Annotated in this window: 14 protein-coding genes; 9 read left to right on the forward strand and 5 right to left on the reverse strand. The window is 74.3% G+C overall.

Going from position 1 to position 18,286, the window contains the following annotated elements; all coding sequences use genetic code 11:
* Positions 1 to 85 precede the first annotated feature (85 nt).
* Both D9C15_RS16940 and D9C15_RS16945 read right to left on the reverse strand, forming a co-directional pair.
* Positions 86 to 1,399: an MATE family efflux transporter gene (locus D9C15_RS16940; protein ID WP_127999631.1), complete on the reverse strand. Its 1,314-nt coding sequence runs from the start codon at positions 1,397 to 1,399 to the stop codon at positions 86 to 88.
* Between the two features lie 56 nt (positions 1,400 to 1,455).
* The gene (locus tag D9C15_RS16945) at positions 1,456 to 1,860 is read right to left on the reverse strand and encodes a DUF3717 domain-containing protein (protein WP_127999343.1); all 405 of its coding nucleotides are present in this window, start codon (positions 1,858 to 1,860) and stop codon (positions 1,456 to 1,458) included.
* A gap of 77 nt (positions 1,861 to 1,937) precedes the next feature.
* On the opposite strand from D9C15_RS16945, the gene D9C15_RS16950 reads away from it, so the two are divergent.
* On the forward strand, positions 1,938 to 3,482 hold the full coding sequence (locus D9C15_RS16950; protein WP_127999346.1) for a serine/threonine protein kinase: 1,545 nt from the start codon (positions 1,938 to 1,940) through the stop codon (positions 3,480 to 3,482).
* The gene (locus D9C15_RS16955) at positions 3,479 to 4,675 is read left to right on the forward strand and encodes an OmpA family protein (protein ID WP_127999348.1); all 1,197 of its coding nucleotides are present in this window, start codon (positions 3,479 to 3,481) and stop codon (positions 4,673 to 4,675) included. Before D9C15_RS16950 ends, D9C15_RS16955 begins: the two co-directional genes overlap by 4 nt.
* Here the strand turns inward: D9C15_RS16955 and D9C15_RS16960 are convergent.
* Entirely contained in the window at positions 4,672 to 5,292 is a 621-nt protein-coding gene (locus tag D9C15_RS16960) for an FMN-dependent NADH-azoreductase (RefSeq protein ID WP_127999350.1), read from the reverse strand. The genes D9C15_RS16955 and D9C15_RS16960 overlap by 4 nt on opposite strands.
* Before the next feature lie 99 nt (positions 5,293 to 5,391).
* Between D9C15_RS16960 and D9C15_RS16965 the strand changes: the two genes are divergently transcribed.
* The 4 genes from D9C15_RS16965 to D9C15_RS16980 all read left to right on the forward strand — a co-directional run bounded on the left by D9C15_RS16965 (position 5,392) and on the right by D9C15_RS16980 (position 11,595).
* Entirely contained in the window at positions 5,392 to 6,342 is a 951-nt protein-coding gene (locus D9C15_RS16965) for a LysR family transcriptional regulator (protein ID WP_127999352.1), read from the forward strand.
* A gap of 318 nt (positions 6,343 to 6,660) precedes the next feature.
* On the forward strand, positions 6,661 to 7,887 hold the full coding sequence (gene senA, locus D9C15_RS16970; protein WP_310734485.1) for a selenoneine synthase SenA: 1,227 nt from the start codon (positions 6,661 to 6,663) through the stop codon (positions 7,885 to 7,887).
* 68 nt (positions 7,888 to 7,955) lie between these two features.
* The gene (locus D9C15_RS16975; RefSeq protein WP_240668439.1) at positions 7,956 to 10,109 is read left to right on the forward strand and encodes a putative bifunctional diguanylate cyclase/phosphodiesterase; all 2,154 of its coding nucleotides are present in this window, start codon (positions 7,956 to 7,958) and stop codon (positions 10,107 to 10,109) included.
* 175 nt (positions 10,110 to 10,284) lie between these two features.
* Positions 10,285 to 11,595 (forward strand): hypothetical protein, encoded by a 1,311-nt coding sequence (locus D9C15_RS16980; RefSeq protein ID WP_127999354.1) that lies wholly within the window; start codon positions 10,285 to 10,287, stop codon positions 11,593 to 11,595.
* A gap of 28 nt (positions 11,596 to 11,623) precedes the next feature.
* On the opposite strand, the gene D9C15_RS16985 is transcribed toward D9C15_RS16980, so the two are convergent.
* The gene (locus D9C15_RS16985) at positions 11,624 to 14,902 is read right to left on the reverse strand and encodes an ATP-binding protein (RefSeq protein ID WP_127999356.1); all 3,279 of its coding nucleotides are present in this window, start codon (positions 14,900 to 14,902) and stop codon (positions 11,624 to 11,626) included.
* 2 nt (positions 14,903 to 14,904) lie between these two features.
* Positions 14,905 to 16,002 carry a substrate-binding domain-containing protein gene (locus D9C15_RS16990; RefSeq protein ID WP_127999358.1) on the reverse strand — a complete coding sequence of 366 codons (1,098 nt, stop codon included), beginning with the start codon at positions 16,000 to 16,002 and terminating at the stop codon, positions 14,905 to 14,907.
* 65 nt (positions 16,003 to 16,067) lie between these two features.
* Between D9C15_RS16990 and D9C15_RS16995 the strand changes: the two genes are divergently transcribed.
* Genes D9C15_RS16995 through D9C15_RS17005 form a run of 3 tightly spaced genes read left to right on the forward strand, consistent with a single transcriptional unit; the run spans position 16,068 to position 18,286 of the window.
* A complete protein-coding gene (locus D9C15_RS16995) occupies positions 16,068 to 16,781 on the forward strand; it encodes an ABC transporter permease (RefSeq protein WP_127999360.1) in 714 nt (237 codons plus the stop codon).
* Positions 16,782 to 17,480 (forward strand): ABC transporter ATP-binding protein, encoded by a 699-nt coding sequence (locus tag D9C15_RS17000; RefSeq protein ID WP_127999362.1) that lies wholly within the window; start codon positions 16,782 to 16,784, stop codon positions 17,478 to 17,480.
* Positions 17,465 to 18,286: an ABC transporter substrate-binding protein gene (locus tag D9C15_RS17005; RefSeq protein WP_127999364.1), complete on the forward strand. Its 822-nt coding sequence runs from the start codon at positions 17,465 to 17,467 to the stop codon at positions 18,284 to 18,286. The genes D9C15_RS17000 and D9C15_RS17005 overlap by 16 nt, the downstream gene beginning before the upstream one ends.

The following is an 18,286-nucleotide window of genomic DNA, read 5'->3' on the forward strand; positions in this document are numbered from 1 at the left end:
GAGCCCGTCGAGCTTAGCCGCCGGTTTCCGCCGCCCGGGCAAGGGCTAACCCGGCCTTGTCGCGGAGGGGCGTCGAGCGGGTTCTCTAGTTCACGGCCGCGGCGCGCTGGCGGCGCAGCATCCACAGCAGGAAGCCGCTCAGCGCCGCGCCGGCCAGCACCAGCCCGGCCGTCGCGGCGGCCCAGAAGCCGGGGGCGCCGCGCAGCGAGGGCGGCGTGGCGCCGAGCAGGTCGAAGGCCAGGGCGTAGCCGCCGGCCAGGCCGACGCCCCAGATCGCGGTGACGTAGATCAACATCGGCACGACCGCGATGCGCCAGGCGCGCAGCACGAAGGCGGCCACGGTCTGCGCCGCGTCGGCGATGTGGAACAGCACCACCCAGGCCAGCAGCGGCAGCGCCGCGGCGACGATCGCGGCGTCGCGCGTGTAGGCGGAGAGGATGGGCTCGCGCAGCAGCCAGACCGCCGCGCCCATCGCGGCGGCCACCAGCGCGCCGAGCTCGAGGCCGTGCCAGCCGACGCGCCGCGCCTCGCGCAGGTCACCCGCGCCGATGCCCTGCGCGACCAGGGTGCCGGAGGCGTTGGCGATCGCCAGCGGCACCATGAACATGGCCGAGACGAGGTTCAGCGCGATCTGGTGGCCGGCCACCGGCACGGTGCCCAGGCGCGCGATGAAGATCGCCATCAGGCTGAAGCCGGTCACCTCGACCATCACCGAGCCGCCCATCGGCACGCCCAGTCGCAGCAGCGCCAGGAGGCTGGCGCGGTGCGGCCGCTGCAGCCGCGTGCCGAGCGCGAACGGCGCATAGAACGGGTCGTGCCGCAGCACCGCCCAGGCGGCGGCCGTCTGCAGTGACATGCAAATCGTGGTGGCCAGCCCGGCGCCGACCGCGCCGAGCGCCGGCAGGCCCGCGCCGCCGAACACCAGCCAGGCCGTCAGCGGCAGCTTCAGCGCCAGCGAGCCGAGCTGCAGCGCCATCACGATCTTGGGCCGCGAGACCGCGGTGTTGAAGCCGCGGAAGGCGGTGAACAGCAGCGCGAAGGGCAGCGCGAAGGCCAGCGCGCCGAGATAGCCGCGCACCTTCTCCGCCACCGCCGGCTCGGCGCGCGAGAGGGCGAGGAACGGGTAGGGGAACAGCAGCAGCAGGCAGCCCGGCACGGCCAGCAGCAGCGCCAGCCACATCGCCTGGTGCAGCTGCGCGCCGGCCTGTGCATGGTGCTTCGCACCGAACAGCTGCCCGGCGATCGGCCCGACCGCCAGCACCACGCCCATCAGGCCGATGAAGACCGTCACGTAGGCCGAGCTGCCGATCGCCAGCGCGGCCAGGTCCGTGGCGCCGGCGCGGCCGACCAGCATCGTGTCGATGGTGCTGAAGGCCAGCACCGCGAGCTGCCCGACCATCACCGGCCAGGCCAGCGGGACGATGCGGCGCGCGCTGGCGACGAACGCTCCGCGCCTCACGAGCCGGAGCGCTCCGCGTAGCGGTTGAAGCGCCAGGCCGTGCCCTGCAGCGTGATGCGGCGCCAGGTGGCGCGCTTCTCCCCGGGGGTCATCACCGGCCAGTGCTGCACCTCCTCGACGGTGCGGCCGCAGCCCTTGCAGACCGCGTCGCCCTGCACCGTCGAGCAGATCGCGATGCAGGGCGCGTCGGGCGTGCTGGCGTACCAGGCGAGCCAGGCCTCGCGGGCCGCGCCAGGCAGGCCGTCCTCGTCCCACTCGTGCTCGTGGCGGTAGACCATCAGCGCGTACACCTCGGCCAGCGCGCGCACCTCGGGGCAGGCGGTGATGCCGTCGGGCGACGGGCTGCGTTCGCGCCACCAGTTGATGGCCGATTCGATGTCGGTGATGTGCAGGGCAGCCATGGCGGGGCGCGAAGGATAGCGCCGCCTCGCAGCAAGGGGTGGCGCGCGGGGCTTTCTCTGGCACCATCGGCCGGGCCATGGATGCCGACGACGACCGCACCGTGATCCGCCCCGCGCCGCGCGGCGGCCCCGGGCACGTGCTGCCGCCGGGCACGCGGCTCGAGGGGCTGGAGATCATCGGTCTGATCGGCGAGGGCGGCTTCGGCATCGTCTACCTCGCCTATGACCACTCGCTCGAGCGGCGCGTGGCCATCAAGGAATACATGCCGGCCACGCTGGCCTCGCGCAGCCGAGACGGCGCGCACATCTCGGTCAAGTCCGAGCGCCACCGCGAGACCTTCGAGGCCGGGCTGAAGAGCTTCGTCAACGAGGCGCGCCTGCTGGCGCGCTTCGACCATCCCGCGCTGGTGAAGGTCTACCGCTTCTGGGAGGGCCACGGCACGGCCTACATGGCGATGCCGTACTACGAGGGGCCGACGCTGAAGGCCGCGCTGGAGGCGCTCGGCCACCCGCCCGACGAGGTGCTGCTGCGCCGCTGGCTGCGCCCGCTGCTCGATGCGCTCGCGCTGATGCACCGCGAGAACTGCTTCCACCGCGACATCGCGCCGGACAACATCCTGCTCACCGAGCGCGGGCCGCTGCTGCTGGACTTCGGCGCCGCGCGCCGCGTGATCGGCGACATGACGCATGCGCTGACCGTGGTGCTCAAGCCGGGCTATGCGCCGATCGAGCAGTACGGCGAGTCGCTCGCGATGGCGCAGGGGCCGTGGACCGACCTGTACGCGCTGGCCAGCGTGGTGCACTTCGCGATCACCGGCGGCTACGCGCCGCCGAGTGCGGTCGAGCGCATCATGGACGACACCCTGCAGCCGCTTGCGCAGCGCGCCGCCGGGCGCTACCGCGACGGCTTCCTGCGCGCGATCGACCAGGCGCTCTCGGTGCGGCCCAGGGAGCGGCCGCAAAGCGTGGCCGAGTTCCGCACGCTGCTCGATGCCGAGCTGGCAGACGACAGCGCCGAGCGCCTCTCGCCCTCGGGCTTCGGGCCGTCCGGCTTCCCGAACTCGGCCTTCCCCGAATCGAGCTTCGACAAGCAGGCCTTCGTGCCGACCCGGCCGCGCACGCAGGCGCCGGCGCCGCGCGCAGCGCCGGCCGGGCCACGTCGCCGGCGCGAGCTGATGTGGGCGGCCGGCGCGCTGGCGCTGCTGGCCGGCGGCGGAGCCGCGTGGATGTTGTGGCCTCGTGCCGGCACTGACGCGTCCGTGCCGCCCCCGCCGGCCCCCGCGCCGCTGCCGGTCACCGAGGAGGCCCCGCCCGCATCGTTGCCGCCGCCTGCGCCCGCGCCGGTCGAGGTGCCTGCGCCGCCGCCACCACCGCCACTGCCGCCGCCACCACCGCCACCGCCACCGCCACCGCCGCCGCCACCACCGCCACCGCCACCGCCATCACCGCCACCACCGCCACCACCGCCACCACCGCCACCACCGCCAAGGGCAGCGGCGCCGGTCGCGCCATCCCCCAAACCGCAGAAGGTGCCCGCGAGGTGCAGTGATATTCTGCAGAAGGGCTCGCTCGAGCCGCTCTCGGCCGAGGAGACCGCCTACCTGCAACGGGAGTGCCGATGAACCGCTTCCTCGTCCCGCGCCGCGCGGCGCTCGTGCTGGCGGCCCTGCTGGCAGCCGGCTGTGCGGCGCCGCCGCCCCCGCCGCCGCCTCCGCCGAGCAACCAGCCGGTGCCCTTCGAGCAGGCCGTGGCCGCCGCCACCGATGCGCTCGCGGCCCAGCTGCAGCCGTCCAAGGGCGGCAACCTGCTGGCCCAGCTGCAGGCCAAGCCGGCGCGTCGCACCCTGGTGCTCGACCCCTCGCTGGACGCCGGCAGCGGCCAGCAGACCGCCGGCACGCAGCAGCTCGACCGGCTGGCCAGCGAGCGGCTCGCCGCGCGTGCCGAGCAGTTCGAGGTGCTGCCCTTCCGTGCCGCCAACCTGGCGCGTGCCCAGCTCGTGCTCACCGGCACGCTGACGCGCCTGAACCAGGCCTACCGCATCAACCTCGCGGCCACCGACCTGGCCACCGGCGTGGTCGCCGCGCAGGCCTCGGCGGTGGCGACCGAGGCCAGCGTCGACATGAGCCCGCTGCCGTACTACCGCGACAGCCCGGTGCTCGTGAAGGACAAGGTGATCGACGGCTACGTGCTGACCTCGGCCACGCCGGTCGGGCAGAAGGGCGATGCCACCTACCTCGAGCGCATCGCCGCGGCCACCGTGATCAACGACGCGATGGTGAGCTACAACGCCGAGCGCTACGAAGAGGCCCTCGGTCAGTACCGCAGCGCCCTGGCCACGCCGGCGGGCGAGCAGATGCGCGTGCTCAACGGCATCTATCTCTCCACCAGCAAGCTGAACCGCCCGGCCGAGGCCGAGGCGGCGTTCGGCCGCGTGGTGGCCTTCGGCATCGCGGCGCGCGAGCTCGGCGTCAAGTTCCTGTTCAACCCGAACAGCACCGAGTTCTGGTCCGACCCGAAGATCAGCGGCCCGTACACGATGTGGCTGCGCCAGATCGCGCGCGAGGCCGGTACGGCCAAGGTCTGCATGGACGTCGTCGGCCACACCAGCAAGACCGGCACCGAGGCCTACAACGACGCGCTCTCGCTGCGCCGTGCGACGACGATCCGCCAGCGTCTGATCGGCGAGTCGGCCGAACTCGGCAGCCGCACCAGGCCGCAAGGCATGGGCTTCCGCCAGAACCTGGTGGGCAGCGGATCCGACGACGCGGTCGACGCGCTCGACCGGCGCGTCGAGTTCAAGATCGTGGCCTGCTAGGCCGCGACCGCGAGCGCCTCGCCCGTCAGTTCGGCGATGCGCTCGCGCGCCGCGGCGAGCGCGGCCCGTTCGGCCTCCGGTCCCATCGACAGGCCCTCGGCGTACACCGGCACCACGTCGGTCATGCCGAGGAAGCCGAGCACCGAGCGCAGGTAGGGCAGCTGCGTGTCGGCCGGCGTGTCGCGGTAGACGCCGCCGCGCGCCAGCACCAGGTAGACCTGCTTGCCCGTCAGCAGGCCCTCGGGCCCGTTCTCGGTGTAGCGGAAGGTCACGCGGGCACGCGCCACCGCGTCGATCCAGTTCTTCAGGCCGGCGGGCACGCCGAGGTTGTACATCGGCACGCCGAGCACCAGCACGTCGGCCGCCTGCAGCTCGGCGATCAGTGCGTCGTCGAGCGCGACGCGCTCGCGCTGCTGCGGCGTGCGCTGCGGCTCGGGTGTGAAGAGCGCCTGCAGCGTCGCCTCGTCGAGCGCGGGGTGCGGCGTAGCGGCCAGGTCGCGCACGGTCAGCGTCGCGCCGGGATGGCGCTCGCGCAGCGCGGCGACCAGCTCGCCGGCCAGGAGCGTGGAGACGGAGCCGTCGCGCCGTGCACTGGCATTGATCTGCAGGATGTTCATCGCGGGTTCTCGTGGAGTTCGGTGGTGCAGCAAATCTAGGTGCGCCCCGGCGCCGCGAGAAGAGCGCGTGCTGGATATGATCGTTGCGCCGGTGGAACGATGACCCTCGACCCGAACGACCTGCTGCTGTTCGCCCGCATCGCCGAGGCCGGCAGCCTGAGCGCGGCCGCGCTGCGCCTGTCGCTGCCGAAGTCGACCGTGTCGCGCCGCCTGTCGGCGCTCGAGGCGCAGCTCGGCGAGCGGCTGATCCAGCGCACCACGCGACGTCTGACGCTCACCGACATCGGCCATGCCGTGCTCGAGCACGCGCGCCAGGTGGTCGACGAGACCGAGGCCGCCGCCGCGCTCGCGCAGCACCGCCAGGCGCAGCCCAGCGGCCGGCTGCGTGTCTCCATGCCGGCCGACTTCGCCACCACCGTGCTGGGCCCGCTGCTGGCGCGCTTCGTCCAGGAGCATCCGGCGATCGCGCTCGAGCTCGACCTCTCGCCGCGCCGCGTCGACCTGATCGGCGAGAACTTCGACCTCGCACTGCGCATGGGCGACCTGGCCGACGACGCGACGCTCGCCGCACGCCGCATCGCCACGTTCTCGAACGGCCTGTACGCCTCGCCGGCCTACCTGAAGCGGCGCGGCCGGCCGCGTGATCCCGAGGCGCTGCTGGTGCACGACACGCTGCGCATCCTGACGCGCTCGGGCGAGCCGGCGCCGTGGGTCCTGAGCCGCGGCGGCGAGCGGCGCGAACTCGCACCGCCGGCACGCGCCACCGCCAACGCACCCGACCTGCTGACGCTGCTGGCGCGCCAGGGGGCCGGCATCACCGCGGTGGCGGACCATTTCGCCGAGCCGCACGTCTTGGCCGGCGAACTGGTGCCGGTGCTGCCCGACTGGGACCTGCCCGGCGCGCCGGCCTGGGCCGTGTTCCCGGGACGGCGCCTGATGCCGGCGCGCACGCGTGTCTTCCTCGACGCGCTGGCGGCCGAGTTCGTCGGCCCGCGCTGCGCCGCGCAGCAGGCCAGGACCGCCCGGATGCGCGGGGCGGCCGCGCGCTGAGAAGGTGTGAGAGAACCCAGCATGCCCGCGTTGCCCCCGAGATCGCGCCCAATCGAGGCGCAAAGCGCAGACGTGTCGGGTGACACGTCGAGCATTTGCAACGACGAGTGGACGCGATCCCGGGGGCAACCCGCAGGGCCGGGGTACCCAAGGGCCCTGGGCCGCGTTGCGTCACTGGCCCAGACGGCCAGTCTGGGCGGCGTGCCGCGTCTTGCCCAGGGCCCTTGGCCACCCCGGCGCGGGCATGCTGGGTTCTCTCACACCTTCTGAGCCGGCTCGAAGCGGTGCCACAATCGGCTCACGCCCGAGGATCCGGCCTTGCTCGACATCGAAGCCCCGAACGTCGACTCCGCGCGCATGCGACGCGCGGGCAAGGAACTGCTGTCGCTCGCGCTGATGGACTCGCGCAACCACACGCTGCGCTGGATCGCCGCCTACGAGCGCGCGCTCGGCGCCGCGGCGATGCAGGTGCCGCAGCAGCCCGAGCTGAGCCCGCCGCTGTGGGAACTCGGCCATGCCGGCTGGTTCCAGGAGCGCTGGATCGCGCGCAACGTGCAGCGCCAGCGCGGTGCGCGCTGCGACCCGTCGCAGCCGCGCCTGGCCTCTATCCTCGCCGAGGCCGACCGCTGCTTCGACGACGCGCAGGTCGGCCATGCACAGCGCTGGACGCTGGCGCTGCCCGAGCTGCAGGCGATCCGCCAGTACCTCGTCGACACGCTCGAGACCACGCTCGAGCTGCTCGACAACTCGCCCGATGACGACGACGAGGCGCTGTACTTCTACCGCCTCGCGCTGTTCCACGAGGACATGCTGGGCGAGAAGTTCGCCCACATGTCGCAGACGCTCGGCTTCGATGCCGGGCTGCTCGGTTCGCCGGCCGCGGTCAATGCGCGCGAGCCGCTGCTGTTCCCGGCCACCGTCTGGCCCATGGGCTGCGAGCCCGGCGGCTTCGTGTTCGACAACGAGAAATGGGTGCACGACGTGCCGATCCCGGAGTTCGAGATCGACGCGCAGCCGGTCAGCTGGGGCCAGTACGCCGAGTTCGTCGAGGACGGCGGCTACGACCGCAGCGAGCTGTGGCACCCGCAGGGCTGGGAGCTGCTGCAGCGCGAGGGCCGGCGCTGTCCGCGCCATGTCGACCAGATCCGCCACGGCGTGCTGCAGCAGCGCCTGGGCCGGCTGACGCGCGTGCCGCAGGCGCAGCCGGCGCTGCATGTCGGCTGGTACGAGGCCGATGCCTGGTGCCGCTGGGCCGGGCGGCGCCTGCCCGCCGAACCCGAATGGGAGGCGGCCGCGCACCTCGGGGCCAGCCGCGGCTTCCGCTGGGGCGATGTGTGGGAGTGGACGGCCAGCAGCTTCGAGCCCTACCGCGGCTTCGCGCCCGGGCCGCAGCGCGACTATTCGCAGCCCGCCTTCGGCACGCACAAGGTGCTGCGCGGGGCCTCCTTCGCGACGCGCGGCCGCATGCGCAGCGCCAAGTTCCGCGCCTTCGCCCTGCCCGAGGCCGACCACCTGTTCTGCGGCTTCCGCAGCTGCGCCCTCTAGGAACCGGCGCGGCCCATCCGTCCAGACCTCCCGACAGCGGAGCGCGCCCGGGTGGCCGATAAGCAGGCGTGTCCCTGCTGCCTGCCTCCCACGACCCGGCCGGCGTCGCCGCCTCGGTGCTGATCGCCTTCTTCGCCGCCTACGTCGCGCTCGACCTGGCGCGCCGCGTGCGCACGCGCGACCGCGACGTCGCGCTGGCCTGGTGGATCGGCGGCTCGGTGGTGATGGGCAGCGGCGTCTGGGCCATGCACTTCATCGGCATGCTGTCGCTGGAGCTGCCGGTCCGGCTCGGCTGGCGGCCGCTGCCGACCGCGCTGTCCTGGCTCGCCGCGGTGGCGGCCTCGGCGGTCGCGCTCGGCCTGGCGGCGCGCGGCGGCCTGACCCGCATCCGGCTCTTGTTCGGCTCGTGCGCGATGGCCGCGGGCATCAGCGGCATGCACTACGTCGGCATGGCGGCGCTCGAACTCGAGCCCGGAATCCGCTGGAACGGCGAGCTGGTGCTGCTGTCGGTGGTCGTCGCGCTCGGCGCCTCGGCGGCATCGCTGAGCGTGTTCTGCCGCCTGCACCGCGACGCCGGGCCGCAGCGGCGCCGGCGCCAGCTCGGCGCGGCCGGCGTGATGGCGCTGGCCATCGTCGGCATGCACTACACCGGGATGGCGGCGGCCGGCTTCCCGGCCGACGCGCTGTGCCTGAGCGCGGACGACCTGGGCGGCCGGGGCCTCGGGCTCGGCGTCGGCCTGGCCGCCGCGGCGCTGCTGGCACTCACGCTGTTCACCTCGGTGCTGGACGCGCGCATGCAGGCCTGCACCACGCGCCTGGCGCGTTCGCTGCGCCTGAGCAACCGCCGCCTGCAGGAGGCCAACCAGGCGCTGCAGCGCCAGGCGCTGTGCGACCCGCTGACCGGGCTGCCGAACCGCGCCTGGTTCGAGCAGCGGCTGGACGGCGTGCTGTCGCGCGGCCTGCGCACCAGCCTGCCGCCGCCGCGCCTGGCGGTGCTGTTCGTCGACCTGGACGGCTTCAAGCCGATCAACGACTCCTTCGGCCACGACGTCGGCGACCAGGTGCTGCGCCAGGTGGCGCAGCGCCTGCGCGGCGCGGCACGCCCGGGCGACACGGTGGCGCGCGTCGGTGGCGACGAGTTCCTGCTGCTGATGGAGCCGCTGCGCGACGCGCACGAGGCGGTCGCACAGGCGCGCCGCCTGATCGAGGCGGTCACGCGGCCGATCGAGCTGGCGCAGCGGCGCGTGCAACTGTCGTGCTCGGTCGGGATCGTGGTGCATCCGGACGAGGGCCAGGACGAACGCCTGGTCGCCCACGCGGACGCCGCCATGTACGCCGCCAAGCGAGCCGGCGGCGCGACCTGGGCGCTGTACGAGCGCCGCATGGACGAAGGCTCGCTGGAGCAGATCGAACTGGCCAGCGACCTGCGCGGCGCGCTCGAGCGCGGCGAGCTGCTGCTGCACTACCAGCCCAAGATCGACGCGCGGCGCGGCGCGGTGTGCGGCGTCGAGGCACTGCTACGCTGGCGCCACCCGAGCCGAGGCATGGTCAGCCCGGCACTGTTCGTGCCGCTGGCCGAGCGTTTCGGCCTGATCGGCGCGCTCGGCGCCTGGGCGATCGACGAGGCCTGCCGGCAGATGGGCGAGTGGCAGCACGCCGGCGCCCGCATCCGGGTCGCCGTCAACCTGTCGGTGCACCAGCTGCGCGAGGACGGCCTGGTCGAGCACGTGCGGCAGGCCCTGCAGCGCCATGCGCTGCCGGCCAGCCAGCTGCTGTGCGAGATCACCGAGTCGGTCGCGATGGACGACCTGGCGGCGACCCAGCGCACCTTCGACGGCCTGCGCCGGCTCGGCGTGTTCCTCGCGATCGACGACTTCGGCACCGGCTACTCCAGCCTCGCCTGCCTGCGCCAGCTGCCGGCCACGCAGCTCAAGATCGACCGCAGCTTCGTGCGCGACCTGGAGACGTGCGAGGAGGCCCGCTCGGTGGTCGACGCGGTGATCCACCTGTCGCACCGGCTCGGCCTGGTGGTGGTGGCCGAAGGGGTCGAGACGGCCGGCCAGCGCGAGCAGCTGCAGCGCATGGGCTGCGACCAGATGCAGGGCTACCTGTTCGCGCGCCCGATGCCGGCCGACGAACTGCTCGACTGGGCGCTCGGCCATCGGGCGCAGGCGCCCGTGGCGTTTTCGCCCTCGACCGTCGGGATGCTCGACGCGGCCTGAGCGAGCCGCAGCGCGTCGCGGAGCGCGCCGCACGATGGGCGCGTCGACGGCCGGTTTGAGCTGGCTCAGCAGGGCCCGTATCGGGCACCCGGCGCGATGCGCGCACGCCGACCGCTTAAGTCCGACTTCAGCATGCCTGCCGAGCATCGGTCGTCCCCATGCCAAGGAGATTCGCTTGAATCCGACGACGAACGCGCTGCTCGCAGCGGCCTGGTTCTGCCTGGCCGGCACGGTGTCGGCACAGACCGGCGCCTGGACGGCAACCCGCAACCTAGAGGGGCCGTTCGCGGCCGGCTCGATCCCCGAGCCGCCGCTGGTGGCGATGAACGCCGAGGGCCGCGCGCTGCTGGCGTGGAACGCCACCGGCATCGTGCGCTGGGCCGAGCATGTCAAGGGCGGCGGCTGGCTGCCGCGCGGCAACGTCCCGGGCGGCGGCAGCGGCGCCGGTCCGGTGGCGCTGGCGCTGGGCAACAGCGGCGCCGCCGCCGTCGCCTACACCACCGTGGCGACGCGCTACACGCCGTCGCGGCTGATGGTGTCCGTGCGTCCGGCCGCCGGCAGCTTCGGCGCCGCCGTCGAGCCCGCGCCGGGCAGCGTGGCCGGGGCGATCAAGCTCGGCATCGCATGCGACGGCAGCGTGACGCTGCTGTGGGGCGACGCGTCGGCCCTCTGGGCCAGCACGCTGGCCGGTACCGGGCGCAGCCCCGGCGCCTGCGACGGCCAGCCGGGTGCCGGGCCGTGGAGCGCACCGGTGCAGCTGTCGAATGCGCATGTCGGCGCGGCGCTGCCGGGCTTGGTGGTCAACGATGCCGGTGCCGCCCTGGCCGTCTGGCAGCAAGGGGCGCCGGGCAACCCGAGCGCCATCGTCGCCGCCTATCGGCCCGCCGGCGGGTCCTGGGAGCCCGCGCAGACGGCCTCGGCGCCGACCGCCCGGGCGACCTGGAACCCGAAGGCCGGCCTCGACGCCACCGGCGCTGCCGCCATCGGCTACCTCGACGGCCAGGGCATGGTCGTGGTCGCGCGCACGCCGGCCGGCGCCTGGAGCGCGCCGGCCTTGGTGTCGGGCAGCCAGGCGGCCGCCTACCCGGCGTTCGCGATGAGCGCGGCAGGCGACATGCTGGTCGCCTGGCTCGCGCAGGACCCGCTGACCGGCAGCAGCGAGATCTGGGCCCGCGTCGCCGCGTCGGGCGCCGGCTGGAGCGCGGCGCGGCGGCTGTCGGCGCTGTCCGATCAGGCGGGCTGGCCAAGTGCCGCCTTCGCCGGCGACGGGTCGGTGGCCATCGTCGGCTGGACCGACGACGCGGCCAACGTCGCCAAGGCCTCGGTCTATGCGGCCGGCACCTGGACACGCCGCAACCTGGGCACCGGCTACTGGGGCGGGCCGATGCCGGTCGCCGCCGGCGCCGCCGCCGCGGTGGCCGGCTGGGCGATGCCCAACCTCGCCAACCCCAACGCGGCGAAGCTGGTGGCGCGCGCCTGGGAGTGAGCCGTGCGCGGGCGCGCGGCGACCGGGCTCAGTCCCCGCGACGCGCCGCCAGCGCCAGCAGCGCCGCGTTGGCCGGATTGCGCTCGAGGAAACCAGCGCGGAATTCGGCCGGCACGCGGTGCTGCGCCGTCTGCGAGACCCACGCCAGCCCGGCGCGCAGCGCGGCCCGCGCCGCGCTGTCGTCGTGCGCCGCGGCGAATGCCCGCGCCGCGGCCAGCCAGGGTTCGACGATGTAGGGCCCGGTGTAGGCGTGGTGCGCCACGCCCTCGAGCACCGCGCGGGCCTCGTGCGCGGCACGTGCCGGATCGACGGCCGCGGCGATCTCGGCGGCGCGCACCCGCGTCGCCAGGCGGACGCCGCCATGCCCGAGGCGCGTGGCGCGTTCGGCCACGTCGTCCAGCAGCGCCAGGCCGGCCTCGGGTGCCAGGTCGAGCGCGTGCTCCACCTCGATCAGCATGCGGAAGGTGGTGCGCGCGCCGTCGGGCAGCAGCGCCAGCGCCTCGCGCAGCAGCGCCGGGTCGTGCCGACCGGCGGCCTTGGCCTGGTGGTGGCGCTGCAGCAGCGCGCCGGCGCGCACGGTGGTGGGCAGGTTGTCCTGGGTGTCCAGCGGCCGCAGCGCCTGGTGCACACGCTGCCACTGGCCCAGGTGGCGCCAGCACGAGGCCTCGTAGAGCGCCAGGAACAGCAGCGCCGAGGGCTGGTGCACCGCCAGCAGCTCGCGCGCCTCGGCCAGGCGCTGCAGCGCCTCGTCGAAGCGGCCGAGCGTGGTGTTGCAGGCGCCCAGCGTGCCCAGCACCGGGCCGCGCGCAGCGGCGTCCTCGTCGTGCTGGCCGTAGCCGCGCAGCGCCTGCAGCAGGTGCTCGCGGGCGTGCAGCGAGTCGCCCTGGAACAGGTAGTTGGCCGCCAGGTCGCGGTGCGCGTCGGCCAGCTTGACGTGCCGGCCGGCGCGTTCGTAGCAGGCCGCGGCAGCGGCATGGTGCACACGCGCCTCCTCGAGCCGGCCGTCGGAGTCGCGGATCTGCGCCAGCACCGCGTGCAGCTCGCCGCGCTCGTCGTCGCTGCCCTGCGCGTCGAACCAGGCGCGGCAGGCCTCGGCATGCTCGGCCGCCTCGTCGAGCCGGTCCTGGATTGCCAGGCTGGCCGCCAGGCGCAGGCGGCAGCGTGCGATCAGCGCCGCGTCGCCGAGACCGACGCTGCGCTGCAGCGCCTCGCGCAGCGCGGCCTCGGCGCTCTCCGGCGCGTCGCGCAGCTCGGCCAGGTGGGCGCGCCAGAGCTGCGCCGCGATCGCCTGCGCCGGCGTGGCGGCGAGCGCGTCGAGCCGGTCGCAGCGCGCGTCGCCGCTGGCCGCCTCGTGGTCGACCCCGGCGCTGATGCGCGCCGCCCGCAGCGCGCTCTCGAAGGCGGCTGCGGCCTCGCCGCGCTGCGCCTCCAGCGCCGCGCGCTGCTCGAGGAAGCCCATCGCCTCGCGCAGGCGCAGCGCCTGCTCGGAACGCGCTGCGGCGCGGCCCAGCCAGTCGATGGCCGCGGTGTCGCGCCCGGCCTCGAGGTAGTGCTGCGCGATGCGCGCCGGCTCGCCACCGTGCGCCGCCAGCCAGTCGCCCACGCTGCCGTGCAGGTGGCGCGCGATCGCCGCCGGCAGGCTGCGCTGCACCGCGTCGAACACCAGGTCGTGCGCGAACTGCTCGCCCTTGAGCACCTGGGCCGCCTCGAGTTCGTTCAGCGCATCGGCCAGCAGCACCGCCGGCGTCTGCAGTGTGGCCTCGGCCAGCGCGATGTCGAAGTCGACGCCGGCGATCGCGGCCACGCGCGCCAGCGCCAGCGCACCGACCGAGAGCTGTCCGATGCGCCGGTCGATCAGCCGGTCGATCGAGGGCGGGCGCGGCAGGCTGTCGGCCAGCTGCGGCAAGGTCTCGTCGACCCAGGCCTGCTTGAGCGTCTCCAGCACGAACAGCGGGTTGCCGCCGGTGCGCCGGTGCAGCGCCGGCGCGACCGCCGCCGCGTCGATGCCGAGACCGAGCTGGTCGACCAGTTCGGCGACGGCCTCGGGTGTCAGCGGCGCCACCGGCACCGGGGCGAGCAGGGCCGCATCCGCCAGTGTGTTCTCGAGCGAGCGCAGCGCGCTGCCGGCCTCGGCCGGGCGGTAGGCCAGGGCCCAGCGCACGCCGCTCGCGGGATCGGCCAGCAGCGCCAGCAATTCCAGGCTGGCGGGGTCGGCGAAGTGCAGGTCGTCGAGCGCCAGGCCGTCGAGCGCGGGCAGCATTCGCAGCAGCTCCAGCACCGCCTGCTGCAGCGGGGTCGCCTGCGCCTCGCCGGGCGTGGCGGCGGCGCCGGCGAACTCCGGCAGCACGCGGCCGAGCTGGGCCCGCGTGCCGGGCGCCGGCGTCACGCCGGGGGCGCGCTGCAGCAGCTGGCGCAGCAGGCGTGCGATGGTGGCGAAGGGCACGCCGGCGTCGCCCGGGCGCGCCGCGGCCAGCACCACGGCGGGCGAGGCCTCGGCCAGCTCGGCCAGCAGCCGGCTCTTGCCCATGCCGGCTTCGCCGATCACGGCGGCGACCAGCGCGCCCTCCCAGGCCTGGCGCAGCCGGCGCTGCTCGGCCGCGCGGCCGACCAGCCGCGGTGGCCGCAGCACGCTGGAGGGCAGCACGCGGCGCGGCGCGGCCGGGCCGGCCTGGGCCTGGCGCAGGGTGTCGCGCAGCGCCAGCGTGGCGGCCGAGGGGCGCACGCCGAGCTCGCGCCGCAGCAGCTGTTCGCAGTGCTCGAAGGCGGCCAGCGCGGCGGCGCGGTCGCCGCCCAGGTAGTGCAGGCGCATGACACGCTGGTGCGCCTCCTCGGAGAGCGGGTCGCGCTCGAGCAGCTGCAGCGCCGGCACCAGCGCGGCAGCCGGGTCGCGCGCCTCCTCCAGCGTGCGGGCCGCCTCGCGCAGCGTCTCCAGCGTGCGTGCACGGCGCGTCTCGCGCTCGCGGCGCAGCCAGTCGGCCAGCTCGGGCGAGGCGGGCAGGGCGAGCGCCCCGAGCAGCGTCTCGGCGTCGGCCAGGTCGTGTGCCACGCCGGGCGCCAGCGCGAGCAGCGGTGCCCCGAGCGCGACCTCGGTGCCGAGCAGGCGGCGCAGCCGGAACAGCCGCTGGCGCAGCGCGCTGGCGGCCTGCGCCTCGCCGCTCTCGGGCCACAGCAGCGCGCCGAGCGTGCGTCGCGCGGTCGGGCCCTGCAGCGCCAGGTAGGCAAGCAGCAGCGCGTCGACCTCGGCCAGCGCATGGGCCGTGCCGTCGGAGCGTTCGATGCGCGGTTGCCCGCTCAGGCGCAGCTGCATGGTCAGGCCTTGGGCGTCTTGTAGGTCCACCACGGCAGCACGCGGCGCAGCGACAGCACCTCGCCGCTGCGCTCGGCCGAGTAACCCGGCAGCAGCTCGAGCTGCGCGCGCCAGGCCTCGCTGCGCAGCAGCGCGAGCAGGGCCTGCACCGGCGCCTGGTCGAGGGCGTGCTGCAGCGTGACGAGGAAGTAGTGCTCCAGCGCCAGCGGCACGAAATCCAGACCGCGCGAGCGCGCCGCCGGCTCGATGCCCAGCGCCGCATCGGCAATGCCGCTGGCCACCGCCTCGGCGGCCGACCGGTGCGAGGGCTCGGCCTGCTCGTAGCCGGCAATCGCCGCCGGTGCGATCCGGCTGCGCGCCAGCAACTCGTCGAACACCACGCGCGTGCCGGTGCCGCGTGCCCGGTTGGCGAAGCGCACGTCGGGGCGCTGCAGGTCGGCCAGCGTGGCGAGCCGCAGCGGGTTGCCCGGCGCGACCATCAGGCCCTGGATGCGCTGCGCGAACGACACCAGCTTGTGCTGGCCGGGCTTGAGCATCGACCGGTAGACCAGCGCCGTCGGCGAGCGCAGCGGCGACTCGATCAGCGCGTGGAAGCCTGCCATCAGGCAGCGCCCGTCGTTCAGCGCGGCGAGCGCGTCGACGCTGCCGCTGAAGCCGATGTCCAGGTGCAGCTGCGCCTCGCGCTGGGCCAGCGCACGCAGCAGCGGCAGCGCATCGTCGTGGCTGGCGGTCAGCGGGATCACGCCGGCGCGTTCGTCGAAGGCGATCGCGAAGGCCTGCTCGAGTTCGCTGCGCAGCGCCTCGATCTGCGGCGCCAGGCGCGCCTGGGCGCGCCGCTCGGCCCACAGCAGCTTCTCACCGAAGGGCGAGAGCAGCGCCGGCTGGCCCTTGACCCACAGCACCAGCTCCTGGCCGAGTTCGCCCTCCCAGCGCTTGAGTTCGCCCCAGACGTGGCGGTAGGAGAGCGCCAGCCGGCGCGCCGCGCCGCTGATCGAGCCGGTGTCGTGCACCGCTCCCAGCAGCGCCATCAGCGGGTGATGCAGGTCGGGCAGCGCGCCGGGCTCGCCGCTGAGCGTGTACGTCAGCTGCACCCTATGCATGACGGTTCATATGGTCTCGGGGTCCAGGGTCCGTGGAGAATCCCGCGCAGTATGAGAGATCCCGGATGAGTGCCTTTCTCGAGAGTGTCCGTACCGCCACCGACCTGATCCTGCATGCCGATCCCGTCCTGTCCCGCACCGTCGCGCTGTCGCTGGGCGTCAGCGGCACGGCGACGCTGCTGTCCGCGCTGTTCGCGCTGGTCGCGGGTGCCTGGCTCGCGGTCGCGCATTTTCCCGGCCATCGCGCGCTGATCCTGGTGCTGAACACCTTGCTCGCGCTGCCCTCGGTGGTGGTCGGGCTGGTCGTCTACCTGCTGCTGTCGCGCAGCGGGCCGCTGGGCTCCTGGGGCATTCTGTTCACGCCCACCGCGATGGTGATCGCGCAGACCGTCCTGGTCGCGCCGGTGATCGCCGCGCTGACGCGCCAGCTGGTGGGCGACGCGCTGCGCGACGGCGGCGACCAGCTGCGCTCGATGGGCGGGCGGCCCCTGACCTGCGCGCTGCTGATGCTGGTGCACGACCGCTGGGCGGTGCTGACGGTGCTGATCGCCGCGTTCGGCCGCGCCATCGCCGAGGTGGGCGCGGTGATGATCGTCGGCGGCAACATCGACGGCGTGACGCGCGTGATGACGACGAGCATCGCGCTGGAGACCAGCAAGGGCGACCTGCCGCTCGCGATGGCGCTGGGCATCGTGCTGCTGCTGGTCGTCGGCGTCGTCAACCTGTTCCTCGGCCTGGCGCAGCGCGGCCACGGCTCGGCGCTGGCAGGAGTGCGCTAGATGACGCTTCTAGCCCTCGAGAACGTCTCGGTGCGCTTCGGCAGCGTGCAGGCGCTGCAGCAGGTCTCGCTCGAGGTCGCGCCGCGCGAGGTGGTCGCCCTGGTGGGCCCGAACGGCTCGGGCAAGACCACGCTGCTGCGCGTGCTGCACGGCCTGCTGCGCCACGAGGGCCGGCGCTGTGCCGGGGTGCCCGAGCGCGCCCAGGCGATGGTGTTCCAGCGCCCGTTCGTGATGCGGCTGTCGGTGGCGGCCAACCTGAAGCTCGCGCTCTGGCTCGCCGGCGTGCCGCGTGGCGAGTGGCCCGCGCGTACGCAGGCGGCGCTGGAACGCGTCGGCCTGCAAGGGCTGGACGGGCGCCCGGCGCGTGCGCTGTCGGGCGGGCAGCAGCAGCGCCTCGCGCTGGCCCGTGCCTGGGCGGTGCAGCCGCGCCTGCTGTTCCTCGACGAGCCGACCGCGAGCCTGGACCCGAGCGCCAAGCGCGAGGTCGAGACGCTGCTGGCCGGCTTCGCGGCCGACGGCATGACGCTCGTGATGAGCACCCACAACCTCGGCCAGGCCAAGCGCCTGGCCACCCGCGTGGTCTACCTGGAAGGCGGCCGCATCCATGCGGACCTGCCGACCGCCCGCTTCTTCGATGGCCCGCTGCCCGAGCGCGCCGCCCAGTTCCTCAAAGGAGAACTGCCATGGCACACCAGCTGACCCGCCGCGCGCTCGCCGCGTTCGGCCTCGCCCTCGCCACGCTTGCCGCCCACGCGCAGGACAGGTTCATCGTGATGTCCTCGACCACCAGCACCGAGCAGTCGGGCCTGTTCGCGCACCTGCTGCCGGCCTTCAAGGCGAAGACCGGCATCGACATCCGCGTCGTCGCGCAGGGCACCGGCCAGGCACTGGACATGGGCCGGCGCGGCGATGCCGACGTGCTGTTCGTGCACGACCAGGTGGCCGAGGAGAAGTTCGTCGCCGAGGGTTTCGGACTGGAGCGCCGCGCGGTCATGTACAACGACTTCGTGCTGATCGGCCCGAAGGGTGATCCGGCCGGCACCAAGGGCAGCGACATCGTCGAGGCGCTGAAGAAACTCGCCGCCGGCGAGGCCGAGTTCGTCTCGCGCGGCGACAAGAGCGGCACGCATGCCGCCGAGCTGCGCTACTGGAAGGCCGCCGGGCTGGACACGCCGGTCGGCAAGGTGGCCGGCTACAAGGAGTGTGGCTGCGGCATGGGCCCGGCGCTGAACATCGCGTCGTCGACCGGCGCCTACGTGCTGGCCGACCGCGGCACCTGGCTGGCGTTCAAGAACCGCGGCGAGCTGGCCATCCTGGTCGAGGGCGACAGGCGCCTGTTCAACCAGTACGGCGTGATCGTCGTGAACCCGGCCAAGCACCCGCACGTCAAGAAGGACCTGGCCCAGTCGTTTGCCGACTGGGTGGTCTCGCCCGAGGGGCAGGCGAGCATCGCCTCCTACAAGATCGGCGGCGAGCAGCTGTTCTTCCCGAACGCGGACAAGTGA

The organism is Piscinibacter defluvii (assembly GCF_004011805.1).
Taxonomy (GTDB): Bacteria; Pseudomonadota; Gammaproteobacteria; order Burkholderiales; family Burkholderiaceae_C; genus Piscinibacter; species Piscinibacter defluvii.

Excerpts from the sequence above, each read along its gene's own strand:
- D9C15_RS16985 (WP_127999356.1), bottom strand. The coding sequence starts at position 14,902 with ATGCAGCTGCGCCTGAGCGGGCAACCGCGCATCGAACGCTCCGACGGC.
- D9C15_RS16990 (WP_127999358.1), bottom strand. The coding sequence starts at position 16,002 with ATGCATAGGGTGCAGCTGACGTACACGCTCAGCGGCGAGCCCGGCGCG.
- D9C15_RS16995 (WP_127999360.1), top strand. The coding sequence starts at position 16,068 with ATGAGTGCCTTTCTCGAGAGTGTCCGTACCGCCACCGACCTGATCCTG.
- D9C15_RS16945 (WP_127999343.1), bottom strand. The coding sequence starts at position 1,860 with ATGGCTGCCCTGCACATCACCGACATCGAATCGGCCATCAACTGGTGG.
- D9C15_RS17005 (WP_127999364.1), top strand. The coding sequence starts at position 17,465 with ATGGCACACCAGCTGACCCGCCGCGCGCTCGCCGCGTTCGGCCTCGCC.
- D9C15_RS16940 (WP_127999631.1), bottom strand. The coding sequence starts at position 1,399 with ATGGTCGGGCAGCTCGCGGTGCTGGCCTTCAGCACCATCGACACGATG.
- D9C15_RS16950 (WP_127999346.1), top strand. The coding sequence starts at position 1,938 with ATGGATGCCGACGACGACCGCACCGTGATCCGCCCCGCGCCGCGCGGC.
- D9C15_RS16965 (WP_127999352.1), top strand. The coding sequence starts at position 5,392 with ATGACCCTCGACCCGAACGACCTGCTGCTGTTCGCCCGCATCGCCGAG.
- D9C15_RS16955 (WP_127999348.1), top strand. The coding sequence starts at position 3,479 with ATGAACCGCTTCCTCGTCCCGCGCCGCGCGGCGCTCGTGCTGGCGGCC.
- D9C15_RS16960 (WP_127999350.1), bottom strand. The coding sequence starts at position 5,292 with ATGAACATCCTGCAGATCAATGCCAGTGCACGGCGCGACGGCTCCGTC.
- D9C15_RS17000 (WP_127999362.1), top strand. The coding sequence starts at position 16,782 with ATGACGCTTCTAGCCCTCGAGAACGTCTCGGTGCGCTTCGGCAGCGTG.